The organism is Arthrobacter sp. BG5, assembly GCF_056680155.1.
Genome location: NZ_CM155268.1, coordinates 3,185,466 through 3,204,948 on the forward strand (window position 1 = coordinate 3,185,466; position 19,483 = coordinate 3,204,948).

Below are 19,483 nucleotides of genomic sequence, written 5' to 3' on the forward strand. Positions count from 1 at the left end.
CCGCGGACCAGGGCGGCTGGGCATGCCCTGTTCGCGTCCCGAGGAATGGGCATGCTTCTTCCCGCCCTCCAGGACTAGGGGGCATGCCCAGCGGCCGGGCTCAGGAAGGAACATAGTGCCGGTATGTCCATTGCGCGCGACCAGGGGAGGGCATGTCCCTCGGGTGGCCGCGGACCAGGACGGCTGGGCGTGCCCTGTTCGCGTCCCGAGGAATGGGCATGCTTCTTCCCGCCCTCCAGGACTAGGGGACATGCCCAGCGTCTGGGCTCAGGAATGAGCAGATTGCCCATATGTCCACTGCCCGCGGCCAGGGGAGGGCATGTCCCGCGAAGTTCTGTTGCTGCCTGTCTGCTGGGAGAGGGTCCTGGGCGTTGTGGCTACTGCCCGGCGCCAATCCGTTTCCGCAGGAGCACTTTTCTCAGAGTGAGGCCGGGAAACGGTTATCCGGAAGCGTGCGTCTAAGCGAGGAACGAGCGAGCACGCGCAGGATGGCCGTTTCGCGGACTCACCGAATGACAGCCGGCCGGGCTCAGGACTGGCCGCGCAGACTCAGGCCTCGCTGCGGAGCTCCGGGTCCTTTTGCAGGCCGGTGAGGCCGTTCCAGGCGAGGTTGACCAGGTGCGCGGCGACTTCGCGCTTGTCCGGGGTCCGGCTTTCCTGCCACCACTGCCCGGTCATCGCCACCATGCCGACGAGCATCTGGGCGTACATGGCGCCGTCGGCGGAGCCAAAGCCGCGGTGCGCGAACTCGTCGGCCAGGATGTACTCCACCCGCTTTGTCACCTGCGAGAGCAGGGTCGAGAACGCGCCTTCGGGCTGCGACGGCGGGGCATCGCGCATCAGGATCCGGAACCCGTCCGTCCGGTCCTCGATGTAGCCCAGCAGTGCCAGGGCAGCCCGTTCGACCTGGACGCGCGGCTTGGCCTCCCCGGAGAGCGCATCGTTGATGGAGTTGAGCAAGATCCGGAACTCGTACTCCACCACCTGGGTGTAGAGGCCTTCCTTGGAGCCGAAGTGCTCGTAGATTACCGGCTTCGAGACGCCGGCTGCAGCAGCGATCTCTTCGAGGGTGGTCCCGTCCAGGCCGCGGAGTGCGAAGAGTGCCCGCCCGATGCCGATCAGCTGGATGCGGCGCTGCGGCCCGGTCATCCGCGTCCTGGGGATGTAGCCCGGAGCCCGCACCGGCCTGCCGGTGCGGTGGTCCGCCCCTCCGGACACGCCTGCGCTGTTGCTCACAGCACCATCATGCCCTACGGCCGTCGCCGCCCGCCCGGCTGCTGAGTCGCACGAGCAACATCCTTCGTGGCAGAATTGTCTCTTGTGCCACCGGCTTGATGCGTTGGCACGGTCCGCTCTGGTGTAATGGCAGCACCCCGGCCTTTGGAGCCGTGGAGTATAGGTTCGAGTCCTATGGGCGGAACTGCCGCGCGCGGCCGGCAGGACCGGTCCCGGCGGACGCGGTCCTGCGGCAGTCCAGTAGGATGAAGAGGATGCCGCGACCGGAATGCGGTCCGGCACGGACACGCGGCGCCGGCAACGAGGTGGACCACCTGGCTGTCGCCCACGGGTCAACTGAGATCGACCGAGCAGTGGCACTGAGTCAGGCTACTGAGCAAGGAGAGCCCGTACGTGAGCCCCGAGAACACCGGCCCCGCCGCCGTCATTGTCCTAGCTGCAGGTGCCGGTACCCGGATGAAGTCCCGTACCCCCAAGATCCTCCACGAAATCGGCGGACGCTCCCTCGTTGGCCACGCCCTTAACGCCGCCCGTGCCCTCCGGCCGCGCGAGCTGGCCCTGGTGGTCCGCCACGAACGCGAGCGGGTCGCCTCGCACATTGCCGAGATCGATCCGCAGGCACTGATCGTCGACCAGGACGACGTCCCCGGCACCGGCCGCGCCGTCGAAGCCGCCCTCGAAGCCCTCGACGCGCTTCACCCCGAGCGCCGGCTGAGCGGCACCGTCGTCGTCACTTACGGCGACGTGCCGCTCCTCACCGGCGAACTCCTGTCCGAGCTGGTCGCTGTGCACGAGGCCGACGGCAACGCCGTCACCGTGCTCACCGCCGTCCTCGACGACGCCACCGGCTACGGCCGCATCCTGCGCGGCGCGGACGGGACCGTCACCGGCATCCGCGAACACAAGGACGCCAGCGACGCCGAGCGCGAGATCCGGGAGATCAACTCCGGCATCTACGCTTTCGACGCCGCTGCGTTGCGCGACTCCCTGGCGCACGTCACCACCGACAACGCCCAGGGCGAGAAATACATCACCGACGTCCTCTCGCTGGCCCTCGCCGCCGGCGGCAGGGTCGCCGCAGTCGTCACGGAGGACCGCTGGCAGGTTGAAGGCGCGAACGACCGCGTGCAGCTCTCCGCCCTCGGCGCGGAACACAACCGGCGCATCGTCGAGGCCTGGATGCGCGCCGGCGTCACCGTCGTCGACCCGGCCACCACCTGGATCGACGCCACGGTGACCCTCGACGAGGATGTCCGCCTGCTGCCCAACACCCAGCTGCACGGCGCCACCACCGTGGCGCGCGACGCCGTCGTCGGCCCGGACACCACGTTGACCGACGTCCGGATCGGTGAGGGCGCCAAGGTGGTCCGCACCCACGGGTCCGGCTCCACGATCGGCGCCAACGCGAGCGTCGGCCCGTTCACCTACCTGCGCCCCGGCACCGTCCTGGGCGAGACCGGCAAGATCGGCGCGTTCTACGAAACAAAGAACGTCACCATCGGCCGCGGCTCGAAGCTCTCCCACCTCGGCTACGCCGGCGACGCGGAGATCGGCGAGGACACCAACATCGGCTGCGGCAACATCACGGCCAACTACGACGGCGAGAAGAAGCACCGCACGGTGATCGGCTCCGGTGTCCGCACCGGTTCCAACACCGTGTTCGTGGCCCCGGTCCAGATCGGTGACGGCGCGTACAGCGGCGCGGGCGCCGTGATCCGCAGCGACGTGCCCGCCGGCGCCCTGGCGCTGTCGCTGGCCAAGCAGCGGAACTCCGAGGGCTGGGTCGTGTCGCACCGCCCGGGCTCCATCTCCGCCGCGCTGGCCGAGGCCGCCGGCGCCACCTCAACATCTTCCAGTACTCCGGCATCGACAGAAGAGGGCTAGCAAACATGAGCGAAATTACGGCACACGGGGAGAAGAAGCTGGTGCTTGCCGCCGGGCGGGCACACCCGGAGCTGGCGCGCGAAATCGCCAAGGAGCTGGGCACCGAACTGTTGCCCTTGGACGCCTACGACTTCGCCAACGGCGAGATCTACGTCCGGGCCGGCGAAAGCGTCCGCGGCACCGATGCCTTCGTGATCCAGGCGCACCCGGCACCGCTGAACAACTGGCTCATGGAGCAGCTGATCATGATCGATTCGCTCAAGCGGGCTTCCGCCAAGCGCATCACCGTGGTCTCGCCGTTCTACCCCTACGCCCGCCAGGACAAGAAGGGCCGCGGCCGCGAGCCGATCTCGGCCCGCCTGGTCGCGGACCTGTACAAAACCGCCGGCGCCGACCGCATCATGAGTGTGGACCTGCACACCTCGCAGATCCAGGGCTTCTTCGACGGCCCCGTGGACCACCTGATGGCGATCCCGCTCCTCGCGGACTACATCCGCACCCGCGTCGGCTCCGACAAGATCACGGTCGTTTCGCCGGACACCGGCCGCGTCCGCGTGGCCGAGCAGTGGGCCGAACGCCTCGGCGGCGCACCGCTGGCCTTCGTGCACAAGAGCCGCGACCTCACGGTGCCCAACCAGGCGGTCTCCAAGACCGTGGTGGGCCAGATCGAAGGCCGCACCTGCGTGCTGATCGACGACATGATCGACACCGGCGGGACCATCTCCGGCGCCGTCCAGGTGCTCAAGAACGCCGGCGCCAAGGACGTCATCATCGCGGCGACCCACGCGGTGTTCTCGGACCCGGCCTCGCAGCGCCTCGCCGAATCCGGCGCCCGCGAAGTGGTGGTCACCAACACCTTGCCGATCTCCGCGAGCAAGCACTTCCCGCAGCTCACCGTGCTCTCCATCGCACCGCTGATCGCCCGGGCCATCCGCGAAGTGTTCGACGACGGCTCCGTCACGAGCCTCTTCGACGGCAACGCGTAGCAGCCGCCCTGCCGGGCCCCGTTTTCGCGACGGGGCCCGGCACTGCTAAACTCGTTCCGATACCTTGGCGAGGGAGAGCGCCGGCTTTGACAGCCGGACAGCTGGTCTCCGTTATCGACTGGGTCTGAATCTCCCTTCGGAAGGGCGGCCCGGCCGCCCGGCGTTGAAGGTCGCTGACAGACCTCCGCCCTTGCTGAACACCGCTAGTCCCTGAGGAGACACCCATGGCTGAGCAGAAGCTCGCAGCAGAAGTACGCACCGAATTCGGCAAGGGCTTTGCCCGCCGCGCCCGTATGGCCAACCTGATCCCGGCCGTCATCTACGGCCACGGCGCCGAGCCGATCCACATCACCCTCCCGGCCAAGGCCACCACCCTGGCCGTCCGCACCGCCAACGCCCTGCTGTCCCTGGACATCAACGGTGAAGAGCACCTGGCGCTGGTCAAGGACATCCAGCGCAACCCGATCAAGCAGATCATCGAGCACCTGGACCTGCTGACCGTCCGCAAGGGCGAGAAGGTCACCGTGGACGTCAACGTCCACGTCTCCGGTGAAGTTGCCCCCGGCAACGTCCACAACCTCGAGATGACCACCGTCTCGCTTGAGGCCGAGGCCACCCACGTGCCGTCCGCCGTCGAGGTCAGCATTGAAGGCCGCGCTGCCGGCGAGCACATCCACGCGGCCGACCTGGTCCTGCCGAAGGGCACCGTGCTGCTGACCGACCCCGAAGCCCTGGTCGTCAACGTCTCCGAGGCCGTCGAAATCGCTCTCGAGGAAGAAGAGACCGGCGCCGAGGCCCCGGCCGCCGAAGCCGCGGAAGCCGAAGAGTCCTCCGAGGCTGCTGCCGAGTAATTCCGGCGTATTCTCAGGTGGCCGGGTCCCTACGGGGCCCGGCCGCCGTCGTTTTCGCTCCCGCGCCCCGCGCCCCGCGCCGCTATGAAGGATGGATCCATGACTGACACCTGGCTGATCGTAGGCCTCGGCAATCCGGGTTCCGAGTACGCCCACAACCGGCACAACGTCGGCCAGATGGTGCTCGACGAACTGGCGCACCGGGTCGGCGGCGGCTTCAAATCGCATAAGTCGCGGGCGCAGGTCCTTGAAGGCAGGCTGGGCATCGGCGGCCCCCGGGTGGTGCTGGCTAAGCCGATGAGCTACATGAACGTCTCGGGCGGCCCGGTGTCCGCGCTGGCGAAGTTCTTCGATATCGAGCCGGATCACGTCGTTGCCGTCCACGACGAGATCGACATTCCCTTTAACACGGTCAAACTCAAGATCGGCGGCGGCGAGGGCGGCCACAACGGGCTGCGCGACATCTCCAAGGCGCTGGCAACGAAGGACTACCTGCGCGTGCGGGTGGGCGTGGGGCGGCCGCCGGGCCGGATGGACACCGCTGACTTTGTGCTGCGGGACTTCGCCACGCCGGAGAAGAAAGAACTGCCGTTCCTGATCGACGAGGCAGCCGACGCCGTCGAGGCGCTGGTGCGCGACGGACTCCAGTCAGCCCAGCAAAAGTTCCACCCCGCGAAGGCCCAGTAACCCCCGCCTCCGGGCCCCGACGGCGGGGACCCGGACGCCGCCCGCCCATCTCACGGACCGGATTTCCTTTCCAAGCGTCCGGCCATGCCGTTATGATCTGTCTACTCTGTTGTCGGGGGATAGGGTTACGCTACTTCTAGGCGGACGGGCTGGGGATTGCCGTCCGCAGAGCGGTAAGAGGAAACTGTATGTCGAGGGATTCACTGGGCTGGGGGAATGTTTCCATTGCATTGGCACCTGCCGAAGTCCAAGAGGCCGCGGGGGCGGTGAGCAGACACGCGTGGTCGGGACTGGCACGTGGTGCCGACGCTGACCGTGTCCGGAACGCCCTCACCGCACCCGACAGCATGGGTGTGGTCATCACGGGGGATCGGGGCGTAGGAAAATCCCTGGTCGGGCGCAGTGCCCTCGCGGGCTTCGGTCCCGACGTCTACACCCTGCAGCTGAGAACCACCGGCTCAGGCTCAGCCACACCCTACGGATGCCTGGCGTTCACCCTGGCCCGGCTGCCGCAAAGCGCCCTCGGATCACCCACCGCGATCCTGCACGGCATCACCTCGCTGATCCGCAATGACGCCGCGGGACGAAAGTGCATCATCCTGCTGGACAACGCGGGCCCCCTGGACGAACAAAGCACCGGGGTCCTGCTCAACCTGCTGCAAACCGGCACGGCCAAGCTGGTCGCCACCGCGCAGCGCACCACCGACCTGCCGCCCGACTTCTACTGGCTCATCACCTCCGGCCAGCTGGCCGAGGTACGGCTCGCGAACATGACCGAGATCGAAACCCAGCAGGTGCTCCAGGCCGCCCTCGGACACCGGGTCTCGACGGCCCTGGCTTCGCAGCTGCATGAACTCGTCGGTGGCAGCCCCACTCTGCTGCAGGCCGTGGTCTCCGAGCAGATCGAACGGGGCAACCTGGTGCTGTCCGGCTCGGTGTGGACGCTGGTCGACGAGGTCGTCCTGGACGGCAGGACCGCCCTGGAGGATATCGTCAGGGCGCGGTACGCCAGGGAGTCACCGGAGGCGCGCGAGGTCATCGAGGTCCTCTCCTGCGCGCGCTCCATGTCCCTGTCCCGGCTGGCGAGGATGTACGGCCCCGGGCTGATAGCGGACATGGAAGAGGCGGGGCAGATCGTCGTCGACCGCACCGACCGGCACTTCGTTACGCTGGGGGACCGGTATTTGGGGGATATTGTCCGGAACTGGCTCAGCGTGGAGCGCCGGTTGGAGCTGCGCGACAAGGTCCCGGGACATCAGGAAGATCAGCTGGCGGAGCTCACAGTCGAGGACCTGCTTGCCTACGCGGCGTGGACGCACGACTGCCATGCCGAGCTGGCGCCGGCCCATGCGCTGGCCGCGGCCCAGGCCGCCGTCCGCCTGTTCGACCCGAAGTTTGCGCTCAAATGCGCCGGCAGTATCAGCTCCGGGGACAGTGAGTGGGCGGAAGGACAACTGCAGAAGGCCGCCGCGTACCTGCAGCTGGGGCTTCCGCTCCAGGCGATGTCCTCCCTCGACGACGTCTCCGATGCGCAGGTCAACCGGCTCGGGCCGGAGGCCTTTGCCGAGCTGGTCGCGGCCAGGGCCGATTGCATGGCGTGGCTGGAGGACCGTTGCGGGAAGGTCCCCGAACTCATCCGCCAGGCCCGGCTGAGGCTGCAGGAATTCACCCGGGACGGGGAACCGGCCGGCACGAGGGTCCTGGCCCGCGCGGGGCTCTGCCTGGACCTGTGCGAGTTCAACTACCTGTCCTTCATTGGCGACTACGAGCCGATGATGGACCGGCTCCGGGCCGCCGCAACGGCCGCCGACGCCGACGCCATCAACCCGGTCCACCGACTCCGGACCTCGATCATCCTGATGGAAGCCCTGTGCGTGACGGGCAAGGAAGTTGAGGCGCGCGAGCTGATGCGCGACATCGGGGGCAAGCTGGGCGAATGGTCCAACGTCCCGCGGATCCGCGAAAACTTCGCTTGGCGGGCCTTCAACGTCCTGCTGCTCTCCGGCCAGTGGCGGCAGAGCATCGACATGCTCAAGGACGCCAGCGGCCGGGCCGGGCACGGCCTGCATTCCGGCAGCGCCGCCACCGACCTCGCCGTCGGTCTAGCCTATGTCTACGCGGGCCGGGGGCACCTGGCCCTAGACCCGCTCCTGGCCGCGATCGCCCAGCTGGAAGTCAGGACCAGCCTGCATGCGCTGCGGCAGGCCTACGCCGCCACGGCCTTCGCCTACGCGCAGATGGGGAACTCGGTGCAGGCCACCGTGTACCTGGACCGCGCACGGTCGGCGGACGGGCCGGCACGTTTTGTGGTCAGCAGCTCGGCCGAGTTTTGCATGGACATGGCCTCCCGGTGGCTGGGCGACCCGGGGGCGAAGGACCGGCTGGTCCAGGCCGCCGAACGGCACTACCGGAACGGCCGCTACACGCTGGCCGGCATCTGCATGCTGGGCGCCACCGTCAACGGCACCGCCAAGGACTTCCAGTTCATGGAAGACATCGCCGCGCACCGGCAAGGCCCCCTTGCGGAGCTTTCCCGGGTGGTGGCGGTGGGTAGCCGGAAGAAGGACCCCGCCACGATGCTTGAGGCCGCCGGCCTGGCCGCCGCCCTGGAGCTCGACGCCGTCCAGGCCCGGTGCGCGGCGCTCGCGTTCGATTTTGCCAAGTCCGCCGGGCTGGCAGGAAGCGCGACCGCGGCCCACACCATGTTGGAATCCCTGTCCGAATCGGTGCCGGCGCTGCCGATCGTGCCCAGGAGCAAGGGGCCCCTGCTGACGGAACGGGAGCGGCAGATCGCGGCCCTCGCAGGGAACGGAGTGACCAACAAGGACATCGCCCTGGAAGTGGGTATTTCGGTTCGAACGGTGGAGGGGCATTTGTACCAGGTATTCACCAAGCTCGGGGTATCGTCACGGAGTGATCTGCTTGGACTCATCTAGGGTCCGCGCGGTGACCCCCGCCGATGAGGAGCACCGCGCCCTGACCGGCCGCACCGAGGACGTCAGTTCGGCGGTGGAGGCCCTCCAGGGTGGCACCCACGTCGCCGTTTTGCTGCTCGGCGACCACGGAATCGGCAAGTCGAAGCTGATGGAGGCTGTCGCCGCGGCGCTTGACGGCCAGGTGACGCCGGTGCGCCTGCACGGCAGCCCGGCCCTGACCCATGTGCCGTACGGGGTGCTGGCGCCCTTCATCGTGGACCTGCCGGTGGAGGATGCAACTTCCCAGCTGGCAGTGCTGCGGATCTTCTGGAGCTACCTCGAAGCGGAGCGGCGGGCGACCCAGAAGCCGCTCCTGCTGATCGTCGACGACGCCCACGACCTGGACGACGCGACGGCCGGTGTCCTGGTGGAGCTCGCGGCCGCGGGCTGGGCCAAACTGCTCGTCGGTGCGGCGGCCCGGCCGGGGCTGCCGGAGCCGCTCCTGCAGCTCTGGTTCGAGGGGATTGCCGAACGGCACGACCTGCGCCCGCTCACCAAGGAACAAACGACCGAGCTCCTGGCGCACGAGCTGGGACCCCAGGTCCTGCCGGCCGTCGCCGAGGTCCTCTGGGAAGCGTCCGCCGGGAACCCGCTGCTGCTCAACTGTCTGGTTGACGATGCGAAAAGCGACGGAACGCTGCTGCAGCGCAATGGGGTGTGGCTGCTCACCCGGCAACTGAACAGCCACGGGGAACGGCTGACCGACGTCGTCCGCCGGCAGCTGCTGCGGCGCTCCGCCCAGGAACGGAAGGCCCTGAACCTCGTGGCGCTGGCCGAACCGGTGTCCAGGCGCCTGATTGAAGCCATGGTGGACGAGGCAACCGTCGCCGGCCTGATTGAACAGGAACTCATCAGGGTCTCCGACGCGCCCGACCCCGAACTGCGGCTGTGGCATTCGGTGTACGGCGACACCCTCCGGAACCTGATTTCCCCTGCTCGCAGCCTCCAGCTCCGGCAAGGCCTGCTGCGGCTGATGGACCGGGAACCGGCTTCGGCTGAGGGGCTCCTGCGCCATGTGAGCTGGTCCATGGAATGCGGCGTCGAGGTCGAGGACCGGCAGCTGCTCCGGGCCGCGGTGCTGGCCAGCCGGCTCTTCGAAGACGAACTGGCCCGCAAGGCCGCTTCCCAGGTCAAGGACCCGGAGCTGCAGCTCGCTGCGCGTTCGGTGATAGCGCGGACGTACTACAACACCTCAAACCATGCGGCCGCACGGGACATCCTGGAGGCGGATTTCGCCAAGGGACGGACGGTCTCCGGCCTGCTGACCGGGTCCCTGCTGTGGGCTGCGGTCCTGTCCGCGCTGGGGCACTCACCGGCCGACATCATGCAACGGGCCACCGCGCTGTTGGCCGCCGGGGAGCGGCTGGCCAGGGAGAATCCCGGCGACGCCGAAGGCATCCTGGCCGCCACGAGGGACCGGTTGCGGACCATCCGCAGCATGGTCCTGGCCCTCGCCGGGGGCGACGGCGGGGCTTCCGACGGGGACGCTGATGGGCCGGACGGGGACGCTGACGGGCCGGCCAACAACCTTGAGAAGGCCTTCCGGCTGGCCCTTGAAGCGGAGCAACTGCTGGTGCAGGGCAAGCCGGACAGCGCCTACGCTGCGGCCGCCGCAGCCCTTGGCGCGGCCGGCGCCGACCACGGGGAGCTGTACTTCCTCTCCGACTTCCTGGCCGTCCGTGCCGTCACCGCGCTGATCCACGGCGGTGACTGGAGCGCGGCGGAATCAGCGCTGGGCGGATTCGTGGCGGCTTTCGGCCCCAGCCTGATCTCCTTCGGCGGCGGGGTCCACGCGGCCACCGGCATCATTTTGCTGTACCAGGGCAGGGCAGCCGAGGCCAAACGGACGCTGCGTGCGGCTCTTGAAGCGCTGCGGGTCGCCGACCCGCAGCAGCTGTTTTCCCTGACGGCGGCGATGGCCTTTGCCGCTGCCGCCGATGCCGGCGCCAGGGAGAAATCGGCGGAGTTCCTGTCGGACTACGAATCGGCCCGGCCGGCTGTGTCCCGCTACCTGCGCACGCTCGCCCAGATGGCCGTGGTGTACGGCAAGGCCCGGCTGGACGGCCACGGCAGCGCGTCGAAGGAGCTCGAGCAGCTGGGACGGCCCGACGTCGGCCGCAACACCGCGGGGCTGGAGTTCGATGCGCTCTGCTTCAGGCTGGCCCTGGGCGACCAGGGCGCGGCCGTAAGGCTGCGCGAACTCGGGCCGCTGCTGGAGGGCCGCCGGGCGGCAGCCGTCTGCGGCTACGCCGCTGCGCTGGAGACGGGGCAGCCCGCCGAGCTGAACGACGCTGCCAAGGTCTGCGAAGAGGCGCAACTCTGGGGCGTCGCCGCGCTGGCGTACGACGCCGCTGCCGCTGCCTACCGTGCGGCCGGCGACACGCTGCGGGAGCGTGTGGCAGCGTCGCAGCGGCAGCGCTGCCGGGACCGGGCCGAGAGCCTCCCCGGCCAAGAGCCGGCGGGCCAGGACGACAGCCTCGGACTGCTGACCCGCCGGGAACGTGACATCGTGGCGCTGGCATTGCGCGGCCTCAGCGACCGGCAGATCGCTGCCGAGCTGCAGGTCTCGGTCCGGACCGTCGAGGGCCATCTTTACCGCAGCTACGCCAAGCTCAACATCAAGGGGCGCGATGAGCTCCGCAACGTGGCCGCGGAGTAGGTGTTTCCCTTTTAGCCGCAGCGAAACACCCCGGCGGCACTTGAAGACCCCTGGCGACTACTTGGTTTGCCACCCCCGGGCGCCCGATGGTTTCCGAGTACAGCCACGTAGAGACCGGAACAGTACCCGCACGTAATCGAGTACTACCTACGGATGCCTTCGCGGAGGTTAGTCCATAGCGTGGAGCTATCACTGGTCAAACATTGATTGCGAAGGTCTCTCCCATGTTTCAGCAAGAAGCCGGCGTGCCTGCTGGCAGCGGTAAAACGGACGCGATTTCACCAGCACACCGGCCATCCCAGGGACGGCGGGACGAACCATTCACCCGGCAGCAGACCGTTTCGGACATTGTCGAAACGCTGACATCAGGTGCCGGCTGCGGCGTCATCCTCGCTGGCGAGCACGGGGCGGGCAAGTCCTTCATCGCCCAACGCGCCCTGGAGCGGCTGGGCGATGACTACCTCGTGGTGCAGGTACGGGGCAGTTCCATTGCCTCAAAACTCCCGTACGGCGCGCTGAGCGTCCTGCTCAACGACCTGGATGCCTCCCACCTGGAACACCCCCTCATGGTGCTGCGCGGGCTGACGCACTTGCTGCACAGCAGGGCCCAGGGGCGTGCCGTCGTCCTGTTCGTGGACAACGTCAACGACCTTGACGACCTGTCCTGCATGATGGTGGCCCAGCTCAGCGCGGGAGGCCATGTGAGGCTGCTGGCCGCCTGCGTTGACCTTCACCATGTCGGCGGCGACATCATGGGGCTCTGGAAGGATGACCTGCTCCGCCGCGTGGACCTGGAGCCGTTCGACTTCGCCGAGACAGCTGCCACGCTCAACCAGGAGTACCGCGGACACTTCTCGCATGCGGCTGCCCGGGCGCTCTGGAGCGCCAGTGGCGGGAACGCACTCTTCCTGCACTCGCTGGCGCGGGAACAAATCAAGCTCGGCACGGTGGTCCGGCGGGACGGCGCATGGATCCTCGACGGCCGTCCCATCACCTTGACCGGGGAGGTGCGCGACGTCGTCAAGGCGCGGCTGAACAGGCTCAGCCCCGGACAGCGGGACGTCTTCGAACTCCTGGCGCTCGCCGGCGCCGTCCCGCTGCAGACGCTGATGAGAATTTTCAATCCGCAGGACATGGACAACCTCCAGGAGCGCGCCCTCATCCAGGTCAGCCACGACCACCCGCCGATGGTCAGCGTCGTCAACTCGGTCACCGCGGCCATCGTGGCCAGCGTGGTTCCGCCCGGACGCAGCGCGGAACTTCGGCGCCGGCTCACGGCCGTGCTGCCGGATACCGGGCAGTCGGAACCGGGCCGGGCCACGGACATCGCCTGGGCACTGGATTGCGGGGAACGGATCAACGCCGAAACCGCCCTTGCTGCCGCCCATCTGGCCAACGACGCCTCGGATCCGACCTCGGCGCTGCGGTTCATCCACGAAATCGACGGCTGCGCGGCGCTCGCCGGCGCGGCCGTGGAAACCGTGCAGGCCCACCTCGCCGTCAACAACAAGGAGTCCGCGCGGCGCCTCCTGCAGGGCCTGGACGGGGCCGCGGGTGAGGAATATCCGCTGGCCGAGTGGGTTACCCTGCAACTGCTCCGGGTTGAAATGGACCACCGCAGCCCGGCCGCCGCAGCCCAGGCCAGGGCCCGGCTGGAGCTGGTCCGGGAGCGCCTCTCCGCGCAGTCCGCTGACGCTTCGGCCGCGGTGGAACGGGCCCGCGGGCAGGTGCGGCTGGCCGAGATCAAGCTGGCGGCCTTCGAAGGCCGCTATGACGACGTCCTCGCCGTGAGGGCCGATCTTGAGCCCGATCTGGGCACCGAAACCGGAATCCTCACCGCGAGCCTGCTCTGCGAAACCATGGCAGTCAGTGGAAATGTCCTCGGCGCCATGGCACTGGGTAAGCAGATCATCGCCGCGGCCGCGACCGTTCCGCTGGCCGACCGCACGGTGCGCGACATCAGGGGCCGCTTCCTGCTCCTGCTGCTGCTTTCCGCGAAGTTCCGGGAGGCGTCAGCCTTCATTGCAGCCGCCTCCGGCACCGCGGAGCCGCAGGCCCGGCTCGGCGGGATGTTCGAAATCGGGCAGGGCGTCATAGATCTCCATGCCGGGCGCCTGGACAGTGCTGTTCCGTTGCTGGAGGCGGGGATGTGGCAGCTTCGGGCCCTCGACCCCGAGGGCCTCGCGGGCTTGGCCACGGCCGCGTGTGCCTACGCCGCCGGGCTCGCCGGCGATGAGGAAAAAGCCAGCCTGCTGCTCGCCGAAGCGGCGCAGCCGAAACGCCACAGCTCCTGGCTGGTGGGCCGGGTGACACGCTACTTCGAGCTTTGCGCGCTGGCCGAACTTGGCCAGCGCGCGGCCGCCATCCGGACTCTCGTCGCCGAAGCGGGCAGCGAGGCGGACGCCGGCGCCCCGGCCATGGGACTGCTTTTCCTGTCCGCGGCGGCCCGGCTTGGCGACCGCCAGCTGTGCCAGAAGCTTGCCGGCCTCGCCACCCAGGTCACCGGGCAGTTCGCCCAGCTCTGCCTGCGCCTGGCAGACGGGGTAAGGGACGGCGCCAGCGAGCAGTTGCTGGCCGTGGCCAAAGACGCGGACGCCGCCGGGAACGCGGTGTTTGCCCGCGACGTCGCCCGTCGGGCGGTTTTCTGCGCCAATGAAGCCGGGAACCGGATCGCGCTCCGCATTTCGCAGCGCACCGAACAGTCTCTCGATGACAGGTTCGGAAGCCCGGGAAACGGCCTGCATTCGCTGACCACCTCGACCCTGACCGCACGCGAATGCGAAGTGGCTGTCCGGGCCGCGGCCGGAACCTCCAACCGCAAAATCGCTGAACAGATGCACGTCTCGGTCCGCACGGTCGAAGGCCACCTCTACCAGGTCTACTCAAAACTCCACGTCGCGAGCCGCTCGGAGCTGAAGGATGTCATCTCGGCACCGGCGGCCAGCGCCCGCATCGGCTGACCGGGAAAGTGACAGACCCGGTGTGCCGGATGCGGCCGACGCCGGCGGGAGGAGCCCTCCGTGGAAAGCCTGACTGATGCCGCCGCACTGATCGGTCGATCCGGCGTCGTCAAGGATGTGGTCCACTGCCTGCGTGACGAAGGCCGGGCCGGCGCACTGATCATCGGGGGTGCGGGGTCGGGAAAAACCGTCGTCGTCAAGGCCGTGCTGGCGGAACTTCGGCCGCCGGGAACCGTGATCCGGCTCGCGGCGACTCCGGCGCTCGCGTCGGTCCGGTTCGGGGCGCTGACGCCGTACCTGGCGGGCCTTCCGGACCACGACCTTGATTCCTATGCGGCCGTGCTTGGGGCAGTGACCGCCAGCCTCAGGTCCGAGCCTGCCCTGGCGCTGTTCGTGATCGACGATGCCCAAAACCTGGACAGGGGGACCATCCAGCTGATCGCCCAGGCGGTAGCTACCGGCGCGGCGCGGCTGCTCGCCGCGTCCCGGCCCGGTCCGCTGGTCCCTGAAGAGTTCCTTGCGCTGTGGGGCGACGGCCTCATCTCCAAATTCGACCTGGCACCCCTGAGCCGGGCCGAGGTGCACCAGCTCTGCGAGCAGGTGCTGCGGTCCGATGTTTCTCCCTGGGTGAGCGAACTGTTCGCCAATTTGACCGCGGGCAACCCGTTTATGCTGATGTCCCTGATCGAGCACGCCCGGACCACCGGTGCCATCGGACAGCGCCGCGGGACCTGGTTCCTGCTGGCTCCGCCGGAGCTTGGCGACGTTCCGGCCGCAGACCTGGTGGACCACCAGGTCCATGCCATGGCACCGGAGGAAAAGACCGCCGCCGCCGTTGTTGCCCTGGCCGGCCCGCTGTCGCTGGGCCAGATTCTCCGGTTTAGCAGCCCACGCGCCGTCGACGCCCTCGAAATGGCCGGGATCATCACCGTCTCCAGGGACCTGGACCGCATCGTCAGGCCCGCCAGTCCGCTGATTGGCGAGATCATCCGGCGCCGGGTCCCGGCGGGGCGCAGCGCTAGCCTCCGGTCGAGCCTGCTGGCCCTTCCCTGGGTAGGTACAGTGCTCCCGGACGCCTTCCTGAACCAGTTGCGCTGGTCGCTGGATTCCGGTGCGGAGCCGGCAGCCCCGGAGCTGCTGGAGGCAGCCACACAGGCCAACGTACAACTGGACACCGCGACCGCGCTCCGCGCCGCGGGTGCCGTGGGCGAGGGCCCCTTCCTGTCGGAGGCCAGGATCCAGCTGGCCTACGCCCACTACATCCTGGGCCGTCGCGACGACGCGGCCGCCGACCTGGAGACCGCGCAGCCGTTGCAGTACGGCCGCGGGTCCTATCTTGCCGCCCTCCTGGCCGCCAGGCTCGGCCCCGCGGCCGCAGGCCTCGAGGTGCCGCGCGAGCCGGGCACCGGCGAACCGGCATCCGGCGGCCCCGACCGGCAGGCCGGGACGGCACCCACCGTGGGCCGCGCCTCCGGCCTCCTGCTGGACAGTTGGGAGGGCAGGCTGGCCAAACTGGAGAACGGGCTCCAGGAGCTCGTTGCCGCCGCCGAAAGCGAGCCGGACATCCGAATCCCGGCAGTGTCCCGCCTTGCCGCGATCTGGAACGCCCAGGGAAGGGTGCTGGCGGGACTCGGTCTCAGCCGGGAGGCATGGCGCGGGGTGCGTGAGGACGGGCTGGCACTACCGCTCGTCTACGAGGACGTGCTGGCCCGGTACTGCCTGAGCCTGATCCGGTCCGGAGAATGGGAAGAACTCGCCTCGGTCCTGGACGACTATTCCTCGAAGCTGCCATCGCGGCTGCTGTACAGCGGGGGACTGCTGCACGTGATGCGCGGATACTCCCGGCTGCGGCAGGGACGGGTCCCCGAAAGCCTGGCCGAGCTGCTGCTCGGCGTCGAAGAACTTCTGATCGCCGACCCTTGGCAACTGACCGCCTTCGCCCGCGCGATCACGGCTTACGCCGCCTCCGCCGTCGGGCATTCAGCTGACGCCGCGGAGCAGGCGCAAGCCTTCCGCAGGGCCGACTACCGCGCCCCGGAAACGCTTCGGCTCCTCGCAGAGGCCTACTGCACCGCCGCCGAACAAGCCTCCGGCCGGGACACCGGCGACGCGCGGCGGGAGCTGGCCCGCCTCGCGGACGAGGCGCAGCGCCAGGGACTGCGCGCCATTGAAACTGACATCCGCCGGCTCGCCCTCCGCGGCGGGGACACTGCGGCTGCCGCAGGCCTGGCTGCCGGCGCCAGCAGCGTGGACGTGCCCGAGGGGCGCCTGCTGGGTGCCTACGCGCTCGCCGTGACCGCCGCGGATGCGGGCGGACTCATGGCGATCAGCGACCAGGCCGCGAGCGCCGGACACCTGCTTTTAGCGCTCGAGGCCGCCCAGCAGGCCGAACGGCTGCTGGAAAACGATCCGGAAAAGTGGAAGCTCACGGCGGTGCAGCGCAAGGTGCACCACCGGATGGTCGCGGCCGGCATGTCCGGCCATTTGAACATTGTCCACGGCGAACGTCATGCCGCTCTCACCGCCCGGGAGTCCGAGATCGTCAAGCTGGTGGCGGGCGGTGACACGAACGCGGAAATCGCTGCCAAGCTCACCGTTTCGCAGCGGACCGTCGAAGGGCACCTCTATCGGATCTTCGGAAAGCTCGGCATCAGCCGGCGCGGCGAGCTCGTGGGAATCCAGAAGGATCTCCAGCCGCCGTGACGCGCGGACCTGCGTCTCCCGAGCAGTACTCGGACGCCGCGCGAGTATGCCCAAGTAGTGCAGCCTCGCCCGTGGCGGAAGAAGTCGGGTAAATCCTACTCGTGTGCAGATCGGGCCCCCGCGATTGACTTGAGTCAGTCCCGGGAACGAATCAGCAAGAACCAAACCCAGGGACTCAACCTAGTAACAACAGCCCAGAACTGAAAACAGACTAGGGGAGGAACCCGACTGCGGGCAGCCGCAGCAGCCAGGCGGAAACCATGGCCGCGTCGACACCTCCCAACCCGACTTCCTTCGTTGGAAACCGTACGGTGCCTTCACCGGCAGCCGTACCCCAAAGACGGAGCCGGCGGCGTCAGAGCCTTCTGAGACCGAGGCTCTCCCCCCAGCCGCCGCCGGCTCCCTTTATCGGTCTGCACCACTGAAAGATGGGGAACTGCCGGAGCCCGGCGAGGACACCGGGCCGGCACCCTAGAAGAGGCAGAAGAGGCAGAAGAGGCAGAAGAGGCAGTAGAGGCAGTCGTTGGAATCGACGCCCCGCCCGGGTCAGACGGCCCGCCGGCGGGGCGTTTCGGCGTCCCGGGATCTGGTCCCGGGACCAGGCGCCGGCACCCCGCCACCTGGTGCCGTCGGAACGTGGGACAATTAGGTCTAATCTGTGTGACGTAATAGGAACCGGCCCCCGCCGGCCAACGCGCTACGCCGCAGCGACGACCGACCCAGGAGTTTCAGCCCATGGTTGCCACACCAGCCCATCTCCTCCGTTCAGCCACGGCGCTGGGCAATGATGAGGTCATGCGGATCCGCAACGACTTCCCCATCCTGCACCGGTCCGTCAACGGGCACCCGCTGGTCTACCTGGACTCCGGGGCGACCTCGCAGAACCCGCTCAGCGTTCTGGAAGCCGAGCAGGAGTTCTACGAGCAGCGGAACTCCGCGGTGCACCGCGGCGCGCACTACCTCGCGGTGGAAGCCACCGAAGCCTTCGAGGATGCGCGTGAAACCGTGGCGGCCTTCATCGGAGCGGGGGCGGATGAACTGATCTGGACGTCCAACGCCACCGAAGGCCTGAACCTGCTCAGCTACTCGTTCCTGAACGCCTCCCTGCCCGGCGCCCCGGCCGAGGCCGCCCGCTTCGCGCTCGCCGCCGGCGACGAGATCGTGGTCACCGAGATGGAGCACCACGCCAACCTGATTCCGTGGCAGCAACTGGCGGAACGGACCGGCGCCACCCTGAAGTTCATCCCGGTCGACGATGCCGGGGCCCTGGACCTCGACGCCGCCGCCGGCCTGATCGGCGCGCGCACCCGCGTGCTGGCCTTCACCCACGCCTCCAACGTCCTGGGGACCATCAACCCGGTGGCCGCGCTGGTTGCGCTTGCCCGGGCCGCCGGCGCCCTTGTGGTGCTTGATGCCTGCCAGTCCGCGCCGCACCTGGCCCTCGACGTCAAGGCGCTGGACGTGGACTTCGCCGTCTTCTCCGGGCATAAGATGCTTGGCCCCACCGGGATCGGCGGCCTCTACGGCCGCTCGGAACTGCTCAATGCCATGCCGCCCTTCCTGACCGGCGGTTCCATGATCACCACCGTCACCATGGAGCGTGCCGCGTTCCTGCCCAGCCCGCAGCGTTTCGAGGCCGGCACCCAGAAGATCTCGCAGGCCGTGGCCCTCGCCGCGGCCGCGAACTACCTGAGTGAGACGGGCCTTGACCGGATCCACGCCTGGGAGGCGCAGCTGGGCCAGCGCCTCGTGGAAGGCCTCGCCGGCATCCCCGGGATCCGTGTGCTGGGTCCGGCCGCCGGGCAGAAGCGGATCGGTCTGGCCGCGTTCGACGTCGCCGGGGTGCACGCGCACGACGTCGGGCAGTTCCTGGACAGCCGCGGCATCGCGGTTCGGGTGGGGCACCACTGCGCCCAGCCGCTGCACCGCCGTCTCGGGATCACGGCCAGCACCCGGGCCAGCACCTACCTTTACAACACCACGGACGACGTCGACGCGTTCCTCGACGCCGTCGCCGGTGTCCGCGGATACTTTCAAGCCTGAGGACGGCACTGCATGAGTCTTGACCAGTTGTACCAACAAATCATCCTGGAGCACTCCAAAGCCCGGCATGGCAGCGGCCTCGCGGGCGCCGGCGTGCCCGAGGGGGCCAGCAGCGGCCAGTCGCACCAGCTCAACCCGGTCTGCGGTGACGAAATCACCCTGCGGGTCTCGGTCTCCGGGGGCAAGGTCAGCGAGCTGCGCTGGGACGGGGATGGCTGTTCGATTTCGATGGCGTCGGCCTCCGTCCTGACGGAGCTCGCCGAAGGCCTGGACCCGGAGGAACTGCACAGTGTGATCGACAGCTTCCGCGAGGTGCTGCGCTCGCGCGGCAAGGTGCCGGCTGACCCGGAAATCCTGGGCGACGCGGCTGCCTTCGAAGGCGTGTCCCGATACGCCGCCCGGGTGAAATGCGCCATGCTCTCCTGGGTTGCCGCCGAAGATGCCCTCAGCCAGGCGCTCGCTGAGCAGCAGGGCACCCGGGCCTAGGCGCGGCGGCGAA

At 68.7% G+C, this 19,483-nt stretch carries 11 protein-coding genes and 1 tRNA gene; 11 read left to right on the forward strand and 1 reads right to left on the reverse strand.

Annotation, left to right across the window (positions count from 1 at the left end):
- Positions 1 to 549 precede the first annotated feature (549 nt).
- Entirely contained in the window at positions 550 to 1,149 is a 600-nt protein-coding gene (locus AC1MBE_RS14685) for a TetR/AcrR family transcriptional regulator (protein ID WP_479782635.1), read from the reverse strand.
- 199 nt (positions 1,150 to 1,348) lie between these two features.
- On the opposite strand from AC1MBE_RS14685, the gene AC1MBE_RS14690 reads away from it, so the two are divergent.
- From AC1MBE_RS14690 to sufU, 11 genes are all read left to right on the forward strand, one after another.
- Positions 1,349 to 1,420 (forward strand) — tRNA-Gln (locus AC1MBE_RS14690).
- 209 nt (positions 1,421 to 1,629) lie between these two features.
- The gene (glmU, locus tag AC1MBE_RS14695; protein WP_479779236.1) at positions 1,630 to 3,120 is read left to right on the forward strand and encodes a bifunctional UDP-N-acetylglucosamine diphosphorylase/glucosamine-1-phosphate N-acetyltransferase GlmU; all 1,491 of its coding nucleotides are present in this window, start codon (positions 1,630 to 1,632) and stop codon (positions 3,118 to 3,120) included.
- Between the two features lie 5 nt (positions 3,121 to 3,125).
- Entirely contained in the window at positions 3,126 to 4,106 is a 981-nt protein-coding gene (locus AC1MBE_RS14700; RefSeq protein WP_346960591.1) for a ribose-phosphate diphosphokinase, read from the forward strand.
- Positions 4,107 to 4,330: 224 nt separating this feature from the next.
- On the forward strand, positions 4,331 to 4,957 hold the full coding sequence (locus tag AC1MBE_RS14705) for a 50S ribosomal protein L25/general stress protein Ctc (RefSeq protein ID WP_479779237.1): 627 nt from the start codon (positions 4,331 to 4,333) through the stop codon (positions 4,955 to 4,957).
- 99 nt (positions 4,958 to 5,056) lie between these two features.
- On the forward strand, positions 5,057 to 5,644 hold the full coding sequence (gene pth, locus AC1MBE_RS14710; RefSeq protein ID WP_479779238.1) for an aminoacyl-tRNA hydrolase: 588 nt from the start codon (positions 5,057 to 5,059) through the stop codon (positions 5,642 to 5,644).
- Positions 5,645 to 5,910: 266 nt separating this feature from the next.
- Complete coding sequence (locus tag AC1MBE_RS14715; RefSeq protein ID WP_479779239.1) at positions 5,911 to 8,580, forward strand: helix-turn-helix transcriptional regulator; 2,670 nt, start codon at positions 5,911 to 5,913, stop codon at positions 8,578 to 8,580.
- A gap of 10 nt (positions 8,581 to 8,590) precedes the next feature.
- On the forward strand, positions 8,591 to 11,278 hold the full coding sequence (locus tag AC1MBE_RS14720; protein ID WP_479779240.1) for a helix-turn-helix transcriptional regulator: 2,688 nt from the start codon (positions 8,591 to 8,593) through the stop codon (positions 11,276 to 11,278).
- A gap of 224 nt (positions 11,279 to 11,502) precedes the next feature.
- Positions 11,503 to 14,238 carry a helix-turn-helix transcriptional regulator gene (locus AC1MBE_RS14725; RefSeq protein WP_479779241.1) on the forward strand — a complete coding sequence of 912 codons (2,736 nt, stop codon included), beginning with the start codon at positions 11,503 to 11,505 and terminating at the stop codon, positions 14,236 to 14,238.
- Positions 14,239 to 14,298: 60 nt separating this feature from the next.
- The gene (locus AC1MBE_RS14730) at positions 14,299 to 16,941 is read left to right on the forward strand and encodes a helix-turn-helix transcriptional regulator (protein WP_479779242.1); all 2,643 of its coding nucleotides are present in this window, start codon (positions 14,299 to 14,301) and stop codon (positions 16,939 to 16,941) included.
- Between the two features lie 735 nt (positions 16,942 to 17,676).
- Positions 17,677 to 18,984, forward strand: a complete 1,308-nt coding sequence (locus AC1MBE_RS14735) for a SufS family cysteine desulfurase (protein WP_479779243.1) — start codon at positions 17,677 to 17,679, stop codon at positions 18,982 to 18,984.
- A 12-nt stretch (positions 18,985 to 18,996) separates the two neighbouring features.
- Entirely contained in the window at positions 18,997 to 19,470 is a 474-nt protein-coding gene (sufU, locus tag AC1MBE_RS14740) for a Fe-S cluster assembly sulfur transfer protein SufU (protein WP_479779244.1), read from the forward strand.
- Positions 19,471 to 19,483: the final 13 nt, after the last annotated feature.